The sequence below is a fragment of the Crossiella sp. S99.2 genome, assembly GCF_023094165.1.
Classification (GTDB): domain Bacteria; phylum Actinomycetota; class Actinomycetes; order Mycobacteriales; family Pseudonocardiaceae; genus Crossiella.
Genome location: NZ_JALMDK010000020.1, coordinates 1 through 13,891, shown reverse-complemented (window position 1 = coordinate 13,891; position 13,891 = coordinate 1). Strand labels below are relative to the sequence as shown.

Sequence of the window (13,891 nt, the reverse complement as noted above, 5' to 3'; positions counted from 1 at the left end):
TCGGCTACGGTGAGTTGTGGCTCAGGAGGAGGCCGGCCAGGCCGAGGTGAGGAACACGGTCAGCGGCCAGGATTTCGGTCCGGTGGTGCAGGCCAGGGACATCCACTTTCACGGCGACTTCCGGCAGCTGCGCGAGGCCACCCTGGGGCTGGACCTGCTGCCCGCCGACCTCCGGCTGGTGGACCCACAGAACCCCGATGACCTGGTCGGGCTGTTCACCGGGCGTGGCCGGCTGATCGAGGAGATCGACGAGTTCATCGCGGGCTGTGTGCGGGACCGGGTCGGCGGCCACCTGCTGATCGAGGCCGAGGCCGGGATGGGCAAGACCGCGCTGGCCACCTACCTCGCCTGCACCCGCGACTACCCGACGCACGTGACCCGGCTGCCCGGCGGCACCGCCCCGGAAACCGCGCGCACCAACCTGGTCGCCCAGCTCATCGCCCGCTGGGACCTCACCGAGGCCGCCCCCGGCGGAGTGCTGCCAGCCGGGCACGACAGCGTCGGCTGGCTGGCCAAGCAACTCCTCAACGCCGCCCGCCGCCGGGATGAGACCGCCCCTGACACACCGGTGGTCCTGCTGGTGGACGGGCTCGACGAGGCTCCGCCACCCCGGCCCGGCGATCTCCCGCTCGGACTGCCCCGGCAGCTGCCCGCGGCCACGGTGCTGATCGCGACCACCCGGCCGGGGACGCCGTTGCCCGCCGGTCTCGGCCGGGTCCGGCGGATCGAGGTGGAAAGCCCGGCCAACCGCCAGGACCTGCTCGACTTCCTGGACCGGGTGGCGCGGCGAGATACCCGGCTGGCGCAGGCGATCAGCGCGGCCGGACTGTCCACCGAACGGTTCTGCCGGGTGCTGGCCGAGCGCGCCGGCGGGGTGTGGATCTACGCCGCCTCGGTGCTGGACCAGCTCCGCGACGGCCACCCGGCCAGTGCGATCGAGAACCTGCCGACCGGCCTGGCGGGCTTCTACGCCAACAACATCCAGCGCTGGCAGGCACAGCCCGACTGGCCTGCGACCGGTCTCCCGCTGCTCGCGTTGCTGGCCGCGGCCCGCCGTCCGCTACCGGCACGTCAGCTCGCGTCCTGGGGCGGGCTTGACCTGGCCGGGGTGAAAGCGTTGCTGCGCGGTCCGTTCAAGCCGTTCCTGGCCGCCCGCCCGGATGCGGAGGGCGATCCGGACGTCTACGCGTTGCGGCACCAGAGCCTGCGTGACTTCTGCACCGGCGCGACCGCGGACGATCAGCTCCGGGAACTCGCGCACGACCTCGCCACCGCCACCCGCGAGGCTCACGCACGACTGGCAGATTCCCTTACCCCGCAAGCTGATTGGGCGGCGCTGCCGCTCTACGCGCGGGAACACCTCGCCGAGCACGCGGCGTTGAGCGGGCGCCTGGACCGGCTGCTGGAGGAGCCCGGTTTCCTCGCGGTCACCTCGGTGCCCGCGTTGCTCCGCCTACGCCGGCACACGAGCGACTCGGCGACGCTCGCGGTGGTCGAGCTGGCCGCCAACGCCTGGCGATCCGACGCCGACCGGCTGGACGCCCTGCACGTGGCGGCACTCAAGGTCGGCCACCACACGCTCGCGGCGCGCCTCAACCGACCGGTCGGTTGGCGCGCCCGGCACGCGTTGTGGCGCGGAACCGCGCACCGTCTGCTGGAGAACAGCAGTGCCCACCCGCATCCACTGGCCGCGGTGCCACTACCGGACGGCTCCACCCTGCTCGCCAGCGCCGGGGAGGAGTACGTGGTGCGGCTGCGGGAGGTCAGCACCGGTGAGCTGCGCGCCGAACTCCGCGGCCACACCGGGTCCGTGCAGGCGCTGACCTCGCTGGTGCTGCCGGACGGCACCCTCCTGATCGCCAGCGCGGGCGAGGACAACCTTCGGCTGTGGCACCCCGCCACCGGTACGCCGCGCAGCCAACTCGCCTACCCGCCGGGCGCGACCAAGGTGAACGCGTTGGTGACAGTGCCGATGCCCGACGGCACCACCCTGCTCGCGGGCGCCGGTCCCGATGAGGTGGTGTGGCTCTGGGACCCGGCCACCGGCACACTGCGCGGCGAACTGCACGGCCACACCAACACGATCTGGGCACTGGCGGTGCTGCCGCTGCCCGACGGCGGCACCGCGCTGGCCAGTGGCGGCGATGACGGGGTGCTGCTGTGGGACCCGGTCACCGGCACGCGATACGACCGCAGGTTCCCGCTGCCTCAGTTCAACCGCGTGTACGCGCTGGCGGCGCTGCCCATGCCCGACGGCACGGTGCTGCTCGCGGGCGCGGGCCACGACTACCACCACAACCCCGTGCTGAGCCTCAGCGAGCCATGCGTGGTGCGGTTGTGGGACCCCGCCACCGGTGAGCTGCGCCGGGAACGGCACGGGCACCTCGGCCCGGTCCACTGCCTGACCGCCGTACGGGCACCCGGTGGCGGCATGCTGCTGGCCAGCGGCGGCGAGGACCAGGTGGTGCGACTGTGGGATCCCGGGACCGGGGTCGAGCACAGCACGCTCGAAGGCAGTCCGGGCCGGGTGCACACCCTCGCCGCGGTGCCAATGGCGGATGGCGGGACCCTGCTCGCCACCGCGAGCGAGAACAGCATGGTGGTGCGCAGCACGATCCGGCTCTGGGACCTGGCCGCCGGTGGCCTGCACGGCACCAGCGCGGGGCACATCGGAGAGGTGAATGCGCTGGCCGCGGTGCCGATGCCCGACGGCACGGTGCTGCTGGCCAGTGGGGGCGCCGATCACGTTGTGCGACTGTGGGATCCGGTCACCGGCGAGCTGCACCGGGAACTGCACGGCCACGAGGTCCCGGTGACGGCGCTGATCGCGATGCCGATACCGGATGGCAGCACCGTCCTGATCGGCTCGGACGACAAGTCTGTGCGGCTGTGGGATCTCGCCCCGGGCTCGGCGGCCACGCCGGTGCAGGAGTACCGGGGGGACGACGGCGGCCACGAGCTGGCGGTGCTGGTGCTGCCGGACGGCACCCGGCTGCTCGCCCGCGGCACGGCCCAGCTCAGGGATGGTTACGACTACGACGACTACGCCAGCCCGATGGAGAAGTACGAGAAGTACGTCGATCTGGTGGAGGTCGGCAACCCGGCCTTCGACAGTGAGTACGCCTACGAACTCAACGGGCACAACGTGGACAGCATCGCCGCCCTGGCGGTATTGCCGATGCCGGACGGTGTGCCGCTGATCGCCAGCACCGAGGACGACGGAATCCGGTTGTGGCACCCCATTTCCGGCGAGCTGGTGCGACAACTCGACCACCGCGACGTGCATGCCATGACGCTGGTGCCGAGGCCGGACGGCACCACCCTGCTCGCGGCCGCCGACCAGGACCGCGTGCGCCTGTGGGATCCGCTGACCGGCTTGCCGCACAACGACTTCCGCATACCCGACCATTCGGCTTGGTCGCTCGTCGCGGTACCGGCCCCCGATGGCGGCACCCTGCTCGCCACTGCCGGAGACGGACGCGTGGTGCGGTTGTGGGATCCGGCGACTGGAGAACTCCTGCGCGAGCTGGAAGGCCACACCGCCAGCGTGTACGCCCTGACCACCCTCACCCTGGCCGACGGCACGGTTCTGCTCGCCAGCGGCAGCGGTCACGGTGAGATCATCGTGTGGGAGCAAGGGAGAGCGGCTGGATCAGCGGGTTGAGCCGCTGGACAGGTGCACCGGGTGGAGACCTGGGGCGGAGTGCCCGACTGGCTGGTGACCCGGTCCGCCGAGGCCAAGGAGCTGCTCGCCGAGCTGGCCGCCGCCTCCGCCGACGGCGGCCGTCGAGTTGGCCAAAGTGGGACGACCAGTTGGGCCAACTGGCCGTACGAGTGTGGCCAACTCGACGCTGGAACCCCTGGACGACCTAACTGTTACATGCTGTAATTCCGGGCTGTCGGGGGTCTCGCACAGTCGTGCCGAGGCGAGTTGCTGTCACTGAGCCGTGAGGGTTCTTGTCGTGCGCCTTCGTTCTGTCCTGTCCGCGTCCCTGGCCGGTGTGTTCGCCGTGCTGATCTCCGGCGTGCCGGTCGCCGCCGCCGCTGACGACCCGCCGCCGCTGGAGGAGGAGTACGACTACCCCGGGGCGGAGAAGATCTTCCAGGAGAAGGGCATCCGGCTGAAGAAGGGCGACGGGAAGATCACCCTGACCGACTGCCCGCGGACCGGTGTCGAGGGTGTGCTGGCCGTGCAGCGCCGCACCGACGGATCGCCGAACCAGGCGGGCCAGTACTGCTTCAAGCTGGCGGGCAACTCCGGGTTCATCACCATGGAGCTGCCCAAGGCCTACTTTGCCAAGGGCCTGTTCAGCACCGATGTCGTGCTGCGCACCGCCACCGAGACCAAGACCGTCCGGCTCAACGGGCAGGACTGGACCCCCATCGGCGAGGGCACCGGCGGGCCGGACGCGACCCTGCTCGAATTCCGGGTGACGGCATGAGAATCGCGTCCAGACTGACCGCCGCCGCGCTGGCGGTCGCGGTGCTGGCCGGGGTCGCGGGTGCGCCACTGGCGCCCGAGGCCGCCGCGGCCGCACCGCTGCCGCCCACCGACCGGGCCAAGGCCCTGCAGTTCCTGCGCACCGGCGGGCCCGGCACGGCCAGGGCCGCCGAGGCCGCGCTGCTCGGCACCGAGGCCGACGTCCGGGCTTTCCTCAGCACCGGGCAACCGGCCGCGACCGAAGAAGACGACCGGGTGCGTCTGGCCAAGCTCATGGCCGCGAGCGGGCGAGGTGTCCGGGAGGCCGGCAGCCGGGCGATGGCCGGTGGGATCACTCAGATCCGGGAGTTCCTGGCCGGTGGCTGGGTGGCGCCGTCGCGGGAGGACCAGCGGGTCCGGATCGGTCAGCTGATGACCGTCGGCGGGCGGGCGGTGAACGAGGCCGGGCAGCGGGCGCTGGCCGGTGACGACGCCGCGCGGCAGACCTTCCTGGCCACCGGGGTGCAGCGGGCCCAGGAGGAGGACGACCGGGTCCGGCTGGCCCAGATCATGGCCGCGGGCGGGCCGGAGGTGAAGCGGACCGCGCAGGTCGCGATGGGCGGCGGCCTGCCCGAGATCAGGGACTATCTGACGGTCGGCCAGCACATCGCGCGGGAACGCGACCAGGAGACGCTGACCCTCACCCAGCTGGTGGCCGCCGCGAAGGAGGCGGGCGCGACCGCGAAGGCGGAGACCGAGCTGGCCACCGAGGCATCCGATCAGGCAGTCCAGGCCGCCGAACTGGCCAAGGCAGCGGCCGAGCTGGCGGCGCGGGAAACCGCGGCGGCCAAGGACTCCGCGACCGCCGCGTCCCAGGCGGCCGGCCGGGCGGCGGATGCGGCCGGGCGGGCCGCGGTGGCCGCGCGGACCGCGATCGGCGCCGCCGCCACCGCCAACCAGGCGGCCAGGGTGGCGGCCAACGCGGCCGCCCGCGCGGCGAGTGCGGCGGTGCTGGCCAGCCAGGCCGCCGCCCGCGCCTACCAGGCGGCGGCCAACGCGGCCACCGACAACGCCGCGGCGGGGGTGGCCCGCCGGATGGCCGAGGAGGCGGCGCAGGTCGCCCTCGAAGTGGACGCCGCGGTGGTGGCCGCCGACGCGGCAGGCCGGGCGGCCACCGCCTCGGGTCAGGCCGCGGCGGCCGCGGGCGGCGCCTCGGCCAACGCGGAGCTGGCCGCGGCGGCCGCGGAACAGGCCGCCGGACAGTCTACTGTGGCCGGTGCGGAGGCCGAGCGGGCCAGGCGCGCCGCGGCCACCGCGCGGGCTGCCGCGGGCGCGGCCAAGCGGGCCGCCAACGACGCCGCCGGACTGGCCTCGGAGGCGGCGAAGGCCGCGTTCGCGGCCAAGGCGCACGCCACCGACGCCGCGGCGCACGCCAGGGCAGCGGCCGCGGCGGCCGCCGACGCGGCCGAACACGCCGGGAACGCGGCCACCGCGGCCAGGAAGTCCACCGAGCACGCGGGCAACGCGAGCAAGGCGGCCGAGACCGCGGCCAAGGCGGCCAAGTCCGCCGCCGAGGTGGAGAAGACCGCGCGGGACGCGGCGGCGAACCGGCTCACCGCCGAGACCGAGGCGAAGAAGGCCGAGGCCAGGCTGGCCAAGGAGAACTGGCTCAACCGCAAGGAACACGAGGACTGGGCCAGCGTCGAGGGCAGGCGGACCGAGGCCGAAACCAAGCGGCTGCTGGCCGAGGCCGCGGCGCCCGGCGTCGAACTGGCCGTGGTCGCGGCCAAGGGCAGGCAGGCCGCCGCACACCTGACCCGTTCCGGCGGCGCGTGGACCAGGGCTTTCGCCTACAGCGCGCTGGGCGGCACCGAGTACGAGGTGCGCGAGTTCGTCACCAGGCAAAGGCAGCTGGCCGCCGAGCTGGATGACCGGTCCCGGGTCGAGTACCTCGCGATGGACGCGCCGAAGACCGCGCAGCGCAAGGCCGCGGCCGCCGCGCTGGGTGGCGATCACGGTGCGGTGCTGGACTTCGAGCGCACCAGGGCCTACCCGGGCAAGGAGGACGACGACCGGGTCGCGATCGGCGTGCTCATGCACAACGGCGGCTCCGCGACCAGGGACGCGGGCAACCGGGCGCTCAACGGCACCGACGCCGACCGCACCGAGTTCCTGTTGCGCGGTCAGCACATCGCCGCCGAGCAGGACAACCGGATCCGGGTCGCCCAGCTGATGACCGCGGGCAAGGAGGAGGTCAAGGCGGCCGGTGCGATCGCCCTGGAGGGCCCGCCGAGCATGCTGGCGGACTTCCTCCAGGTCGAGCACCTGCGGGCGCAGCGCCGGGACCAGGACACCGCGGCGCACGAGGCGCGGGTCAAGGGTTACGTCGCCGACGCGGCCCGGTTCGCCTCGACCGCCGGGGCCGACGCGGCCGAGGCGCAACGGGTGGCCGCGGTGGCCAACAAGGCCGCGGAAGCGGCGGATGAGTACAAGCGCCAGGCCGCGGCCTCCGCGGCGCAGGCACAGGTGCACGCGGACGACGCGGCCAGGTCCGCGCGGGACGCGGAGGCATCGGCGGCGCAGGCCGCGCAGTCGGCCAAGGACGCCAGAGCGGCGGCGGCGTCCGCGCAGCGGGCGTCCTGGTCGGCGGACAGCTCGGCCGCGGCCGCGTCCACCTCGGCCGCGCAGGCCAAGGCTTCCGCTGCCTCGGCGGCGGACTCGGCGGCCAGCGCACGTGCCTCGGCCGAGGAGGCCAACGAGCACGCCGCCGCCGCGGCCAAGGCGGCCAGCGACGCGCTGGAATCCGCGCTGGCCAAGGAAAAGGCGGCCAGCGGCAGCGATGTCAACGCCGATGAGGACGGGACCGACATCGGTCCGCCGCCGAGTCCGCAGCAGGACAAGGCCGACGCGATCACCGAGTTCCTGGCCGCGCACTGCACCGAGCACACCATCGAGTGCGCCCAGGTCGACGGACGGGCCAGGGACAAGGCGATGGTGGTCACCGTCGCCAAGGCCTGCCTGAAGAGTCCGCTGTGCCGGACCCGCGCGGACCTGGAGTGGCTGCTCAACACGCTGGCCACCAAGTACCAGCAGGAGATCAAGGAGATCTTCGACCAGGGCCTCGACATCGTCGAGAAGCTGAGCGACCTGGTCAACAAGAAGGCATTCCGGGAGCTGAACGAGCGCGTCCGGGAGAACGCGCCCGAGACGCCGCCGCTGGACGGCTGGCTGGACGCGCGGGCGCTGACCAAGGTGCCGGACACCTTCGGGCTGCCCGGCCCCACCAAGAAGGGCGTCGGGGTCCGGTGGTTCGATGAGAAGAACCCCAGGGGCAACTTCATCCGCATCGACAAGGGCAACCCGGCCAGCGACTTCCCGTCCCAGCGGGTCGACCACGTGCGCATCACCGACAATGGCCGTCTCGTCGACCGGAACGGGAACAAGCTACCGCAGGGGACAAAGGTCTCCGACGACGGTTTGGCCACGCACATCCCACTCGAGGAATGGTTGCAGTGGAAATCGTGGAACGAGAAATGAGGCAGGTCAGGTTTCCCGGACTGCGGTTCCAGGTGCTGGCGGCGGTGCGCGCACTCGCCGACCGCGAGTACCAGGAACGGGTGTGGCTCGACCGGAGCAACGTGGAGAACCTCGACGAGTGCGTGCACGTGCTCTTCGACGACACCGAGGTGCTCTCCGACCCGGCGGCCGCGGTCGGGGAGATCCTGCACGCCAACGAGGTCGAGCCGCTCCGGCAGGCCGGGCTGGTCTTCGACGTGCTGATCACCGACCTCGGTGACGTGCGCGACGAGGTCTACCTGGCCGATCCGCGCTGGCCCGGTGTGCTCGCCAAGGCCGAGGCGGCCAGGGCGGTCATGACGGCCAACGAGGCCGTACTGCCGGTCGACCTGTCGGACTGAGCATCAGGCGGTGGTGTGCGCCGGCACGCCACCGCCGATGTCAGTGCGGCGGTTAGGGTGAACACCAGGGCGGTGGACCGGAATCGCCTGCGGCTGCGAGGTGATCTCATGGTTCTCCATTGTGGACTCGGTGGGTCCGGACACGGTGCGCGCCACGGCGGTGCCCGATGACCGTGCTGACCACCCGGGCGCTCAACCGCGCCGCCCTGGCCCGCCAGCTCCTGCTCGACCGCGCCGACCTGCCGGTGCTGGACGCGGTCACGCACCTGGGCGGATTGCAGGCCCAGGAACCCCAGGAACCCTTCATCGGCCTGTGGTCACGACTGTGCGCCTTCGATCCCACGGTGCTCTCCGACCTGCTGACCGGTCGGCAGGTGGTGCGCACCCACCTGATGCGCGGCACCGTGCACCTGATGACCACCGCGGACCCCTTGGCCTGGCGGTCCCGGCACAACGCCATGCTGCGCCAGCGCATGCTCGGGGTCTACCGCGCCGACCTGGCCGAGGTGGACCTGGACGAACTCGCCGCCGCGGGCCGGGCGGTGCTGGCCGACGGCGAACCCCGCTCCAGGCCCGAGCTGGCCAGGGCGGTGCTGGACCGCTGGCCGTCGGCGGGTCACCGGGCCCTCGGCGAAATGCTGGTCACCGCCCTGCTGCCGATGGTGCAGATCCCGCCGCGCGGGTTGTGGCGGGCCAAGGGCGGCGCGCGCAACGCGTTGCTCGCCGACTGGGTGGGCCGGGAGATCGACCCGCTGGACGAGGATCCCACTGACCCGGTCGGCCAAATCCTGTTCCGCCGCTACCTCGCCGCCTTCGGCCCCGCCGCCCCCGCCGACCTGCGGGCCTGGAGCGGTCTGACCGGACTGCCCGCCGCGGTGGCCGCGGTCCGCCCCGAACTGATCAGCTTCCGGGACGAGCGGGGCCGGGAACTCCTGGACCTGCCCGAGGCCCCGCGTCCCGACCCCGACACCCCCGCCCCGGTGCGCTTCCTGCCTGCCTTCGACAACGCGATCCTCGGCTACCAGGACCGCACCCGGATCATCGACGACGAGCACCGCAACCTGTCCGTGGCAGGCGAACGCGTGGTCCTGGTGGACGGCCGGGTCGCCGCGACCTGGAAGTCAGCCGAGGGCACCGTGCTGGTCACACCGCTGGGCAAGCTGCCCAAGGCCGACCGGACCGCGGTGGCCGAGGAAGCCGAACAGGTCGCGTTGTTCTTGTCCGACAAGGAAAGCAGCCGGGTAAAGATCGGCTGAACCAGGCCAGCTCCCGGCTCCGGCGTACCGACCTTCCGGCGAGTTGGGCCAACTGGTACGCCCGTTTGGCACAAGTGGGTGTACCAGTTGGCCCAAGTGGTACCGGGATTCGGCCAACGCGGTGGCGGGTGGGTGATCAGGCGTCGCGGTGGCGCAGGCGTAGGGCCGCCAGCGTCACCGCGGCAGTCACCCATCCGGTGAACACCAGCGCGCCGGTGGCCGGGGTCAGCAGCGCCGGGTCCTGGACGCTGTGCGTGAATGCCTCGATCGCCTTGGCTGGCAAGAACTTCAGCACGGTCTGCTGCCAGGACAGCGGCAGCAGGTCGCCGACGTTGGGCAGCAGGAACACCACCGCGATCACCGCGGTGACCCCGGCCGCCGTGCCGCGCAGGATGGTGCCCAGGGCCACGCCGAGCACCCCGATCCCGGCCAGCGCGGCCGCCGTGCCGACCACCCCGCGCAGCGCACCCGGATCCGTCAGCGCCGTGGTCGAGCCGCCGTTGGCGGCCAGCACACCCATCCCCGCCAGGAAGGCCGCGGCACTGGCCACCAGCATCACCGGGAACACCGCCAGCAGCACCGCGGCGATCTTGGCGAAGAGCACCGGCAGCCGGGCGGGCACCGCGGTGAAGACCACCCGGACCAGGCCGGTGGCGTACTCGGTGCTGACCAGCAGCACGCCCAGCACGCCGATGCCGAGTCCGGCGAACTCGGCGCCGCTGAGCACGGTCGCCACCGGATCCCGTTCCACCTTGGCCATCTGCATGGTGCTCCGGATGGAGAGCAGCAGCACCGCGGAGAACATCGCGACCACCGCGTTGAGCAGGCACACCGCGCTGGAGCGCACGCTGATCAGCTTGATCCACTCCCCGCGCAGCACCCCTGCGGCGCTGAGCCGGATCCGTTGCGCCGCACGGACTTCGGGCAGCGTCGTGGTCATCAGGCGGCCTTCCCGGTCAGGATGCCCTGGTACTGCACGGCATCCGCGGTCAGTTCCAGGTACGCCTCCTCCAGGGATGCCTGCTGGGCGGTCAGCTCGAACAGCGGGATGCCCGATTGCGCCGCGCGCAGGCCGATCTCCGGCGCGCTCCGCCCGGTCACGTGCAGCACACCGTTGCCCTGCGGCGTGATCGTGACGCCGGGGCCGTCCAGCGCCGCGGCCAGCTCCCCCGCCCTCGGCGAACCCACCTGGACACCGCGGGCCGCCGCGGCCACCAGTTCGGCCACCGACAGATCGGCCACCAGCCTGCCCCGGCCCATGATGATCAGGTGGTCGGCGGTGAGCGCCATCTCGCTCATCAGGTGCGAGGAGACGAACACCGTGCGGCCCTCCGCGGCCAAGTCGCGCAACAGATGCCGGATCCACCGGATGCCGTCCGGGTCCAGTCCGTTGACCGGCTCGTCCAGCAACAGCGTCCGAGGATCGCCGAGCAGCGCGGCGGCAATGCCCAGGCGCTGCCCCATACCGAGGGAGAAGTTGCCGGTCCGCCGGCGGGCGACCTCGCTCAGCCCTACCAGTTCCAGCACCGCGTCCACCCGGTCGGCCCGGATGCCGTGGGTGGCGCCGAGCGCGAGGAGATGGTCCCGCGCCGAGCGGCCGGGGTGGGTGGCGCGGGCGTCCAGCAGCACGCCAACCTCCCGCAGCGGCGCGGACTGGGTCCGGTACGCACGCCCGTTGACCCTGGTCGCGCCCGCGGTCGGGGTGTCCAGGCCGACGATCATCCGCATGGTGGTGGACTTCCCGGCGCCGTTGGGGCCCAGGAAACCGGTGACCAGGCCGGGCCGGACGGTGAAGCTGAGCCGGTCCACCGCGGTGGTCTCGCCGTAGCGCTTGACCAGGTCGGTCACCTCGATCACCGGGTGCTCCCCTGGGTGGCGCGGGTGCCGGTGAAGGCGATCGACATCATCGGCGCCTTGGCACTGCCGGTCATGGTGTCGCCGTCCAGAGAGGCGATGCAGCTGAACTTCATCGGGAACGGTGCGGTGAGCCGGGCGGTGAAGCGCAGCACGCCATCGGCGAGGGTGCCGTGCTCGATCGGCAGGCCGTCGAGGGTGCCGGTGGGTTGTGCGGTGCTGGTGTCGAGCACCAGCGCGAAGGTCCGTTCCCCGCCAGGGGTGCGGAAGCGCAGGGTCCAGGTGGTGGCCACCGGGTGGCGGCGGCGGTACTCGGCCGCGGCGGCCAGTGCGTGCTGGTGCTCGGCCAGGGTGTCCGGGATGTCGGCGGGGTCGAACTCCTTGGTGGCGAAGAACCGGTCCATCGCGTCGTTCGCGCCGACCGCGTGTTCGCCGCCGCGCGGTAGCATCACGGCTTCGTACCGTCGGATCGCTGTGTCCACAGTGGACTCCTCGGCCACCGCGCGGGCGAGTTCGGCGCCGTCGAGCATGGCCAGGTTCACCCCGAACCCACCCCACGGCGTCATCAGGTGCGCGGCGTCACCGAGCAGGGTCACCCCGGGCCGGTGCGCCCAGGTGAGCGGGGCGGGCAACGCGTAGAGCGGTCGGTTGACGAACTCGCCTTCGCTATCGGTGATGAACGGCAGCAGATCCGCGGACCAGTCGCTGAACTCGGCGAGCAGGAACCGTTGCACCGCAACCCGATCCGCCAGGTCCAGCCCGGCCTCAGCGAGCCAGTCCAGCGCAGTGCGCCGGGCGACGTAGCCGCGTACGTGCCCATTGCTGTTGCGCTGTCCGATGATCGCCCGCCCGGCGTTGTCGGTGGCGAACATCTGCCCGTCGCCGACCAGCTTGGCGATCCGCGGGTGCCGCTGGTCCACCTCGTCGAAGCGAACCTCCACAAAGGACACTCCACGATAGACCGGGTTGGCCGGGCTCAGCAGCGGCCGCACCCGGGACCAGGCCCCGTCCGCACCGATCAGCAGGTCGGTCTCGACGACGACGCCGTTGGCGAACTCCAGCCGGTGCACGCCCGCGCCGAGCGGGGTGGCGGCGCGCAGTTTGTGGCCCCAGCGCACGGTTCCCGGCGCCAGATGGTCAGCGAGCATGACCCGGAGCTGACCGCGGTCGATCTCGGTGGCGGCCTCATCCTGTTCCTCGGGAACGAAGGCGGCCAGCACAGTGCCGTGCTGGTCCAGCCGCGTCTTGGCCTGCCCCTCGGGCCGGGCCAGCTCCCGGAACTCGGCCAGTAATCCGGCGTCCTCCAAGGCGATCTGCCCCGAATCGGCCTTGAGATCCAGAGTGCCGCCGGCGTCGCGGGCGTACGGGCCGGGGTCGGTGTCGTACACGGCGACCTCGATGCCGCGCCGTTGCAGCACCCGGGCGCACAGCAGTCCACCGGGTCCCGCGCCGATGATCGCGATCCGCGTCTTGGTCATGTCCAGCCTCCTAGTTTCAGTAGCTATAAAATTACCGTAGCAGAAACAATGCAGGGGCTGGACTATGCTGCGGTCATGGAGGCGCGAACGGTGAACTGGACGGCGCTGCGCGGCCCGGCGGATCAGGCCCCCGCCGCCGAGGGCCTGCGCGAGCGCAAGAAGCGGCAGATGCGCCAGCAGCTGTCCGACACCGCGACGATGATGTTCATGGAGCGCGGCTTCGAGGCGGTCCGGGTCACCGAGATCGCCGAGGCCTGCGGCGTCTCGGAGAAGACCGTCTTCAACTACTTCCCCACCAAGGAATCCCTGGTCCTGGACCGCTGGGAGACCACAACCGCCTCCCTGCGCGCGGCCCTGGCCGACCCCGCGACCACCCCCGTCGAGGCAGTGCAACGGATCCTGGCCAGCGAACTCGACGACCTGCTCGGCTGGCTGGCAGACCAGGCGGACCCGGCTCAGACCCGGGTCCTGGTGCGCCGCTTCTTCGAGCTGGCCGGGGCCACCCCCGCGCTGCGCGCCCACCAGCGAGACGAGCTGGACAAGGTCGTCGCGGTGGCCACGGAGATCCTGGCCGAGCGCTCCGGGCTGACCGCCGAGGACCCCGAGCCGCTGATCGCGGCCACCGCGTTGCTCGGGCTGTGGGAGGTGCACACCCGCGCACTGCGGCGGTATCTCCAGGGCGAGCATCCGCCGGCGAAGATCCGGGCCCGGGTGACCGAGGAGGTGGGCCGCGCGGCGCGGGTGGTCGAGTCGGGCGTCAGCTCGCTGCGCGGCTAACGCACCACTTGGGCCAACTGGTACGCCCACTTGGGCCAACCGGGCGTACCAGTTGGGCCAACTCGCCGTCGGGAACGGCCAACGCACCGTACGACAACGGCCAACACGATGAATGAGGTGCCCCGAGTTTTCCGGACACGTCCCCAAGTAGAATTGACGGAGAGTCCGGAGGGAACGAGACGTGGCAAA

The 13,891-nt window shown here is 72.2% G+C and carries 9 protein-coding genes; 6 read left to right on the top strand and 3 right to left on the bottom strand.

What is annotated here, in order from left to right; translation table 11 throughout:
- Positions 1–16 precede the first annotated feature (16 nt).
- The 5 genes from MZC64_RS49005 to MZC64_RS43645 all read left to right on the top strand — a co-directional run bounded on the left by MZC64_RS49005 (position 17) and on the right by MZC64_RS43645 (position 9,593).
- The gene (locus MZC64_RS49005) at positions 17–3,664 is read left to right on the top strand and encodes a hypothetical protein (protein WP_247765407.1); all 3,648 of its coding nucleotides are present in this window, start codon (positions 17–19) and stop codon (positions 3,662–3,664) included.
- A gap of 298 nt (positions 3,665–3,962) precedes the next feature.
- Positions 3,963–4,442: a hypothetical protein gene (locus MZC64_RS43670; RefSeq protein WP_247765406.1), complete on the top strand. Its 480-nt coding sequence runs from the start codon at positions 3,963–3,965 to the stop codon at positions 4,440–4,442.
- The gene (locus MZC64_RS48405; RefSeq protein ID WP_282106858.1) at positions 4,439–7,957 is read left to right on the top strand and encodes an ALF repeat-containing protein; all 3,519 of its coding nucleotides are present in this window, start codon (positions 4,439–4,441) and stop codon (positions 7,955–7,957) included. The genes MZC64_RS43670 and MZC64_RS48405 overlap by 4 nt, the downstream gene beginning before the upstream one ends.
- Positions 7,954–8,337, top strand: a complete 384-nt coding sequence (locus MZC64_RS43650) for a hypothetical protein (protein ID WP_247765405.1) — start codon at positions 7,954–7,956, stop codon at positions 8,335–8,337. The genes MZC64_RS48405 and MZC64_RS43650 overlap by 4 nt, the downstream gene beginning before the upstream one ends.
- Positions 8,338–8,504: 167 nt before the next feature.
- Positions 8,505–9,593 carry a winged helix DNA-binding domain-containing protein gene (locus MZC64_RS43645; protein ID WP_247765404.1) on the top strand — a complete coding sequence of 363 codons (1,089 nt, stop codon included), beginning with the start codon at positions 8,505–8,507 and terminating at the stop codon, positions 9,591–9,593.
- Between the two features lie 136 nt (positions 9,594–9,729).
- Here MZC64_RS43645 and MZC64_RS43640 read toward each other — a convergent pair whose 3' ends face one another.
- The 3 genes from MZC64_RS43640 to MZC64_RS43630 are packed head-to-tail and all read right to left on the bottom strand — an operon-like array spanning position 9,730 to position 12,925.
- Entirely contained in the window at positions 9,730–10,533 is an 804-nt protein-coding gene (locus tag MZC64_RS43640) for an ABC transporter permease (RefSeq protein WP_247765403.1), read from the bottom strand.
- Positions 10,533–11,450, bottom strand: a complete 918-nt coding sequence (locus MZC64_RS43635) for an ABC transporter ATP-binding protein (protein ID WP_247765402.1) — start codon at positions 11,448–11,450, stop codon at positions 10,533–10,535. The genes MZC64_RS43640 and MZC64_RS43635 overlap by 1 nt, the downstream gene beginning before the upstream one ends.
- Positions 11,447–12,925 carry an NAD(P)/FAD-dependent oxidoreductase gene (locus MZC64_RS43630; RefSeq protein ID WP_247765401.1) on the bottom strand — a complete coding sequence of 493 codons (1,479 nt, stop codon included), beginning with the start codon at positions 12,923–12,925 and terminating at the stop codon, positions 11,447–11,449. The genes MZC64_RS43635 and MZC64_RS43630 overlap by 4 nt, the downstream gene beginning before the upstream one ends.
- A gap of 75 nt (positions 12,926–13,000) precedes the next feature.
- Here MZC64_RS43630 and MZC64_RS43625 point away from each other — a divergent pair, with 75 nt between their 5' ends.
- On the top strand, positions 13,001–13,702 hold the full coding sequence (locus tag MZC64_RS43625) for a TetR/AcrR family transcriptional regulator (RefSeq protein WP_247765400.1): 702 nt from the start codon (positions 13,001–13,003) through the stop codon (positions 13,700–13,702).
- Positions 13,703–13,891 lie beyond the last annotated feature (189 nt).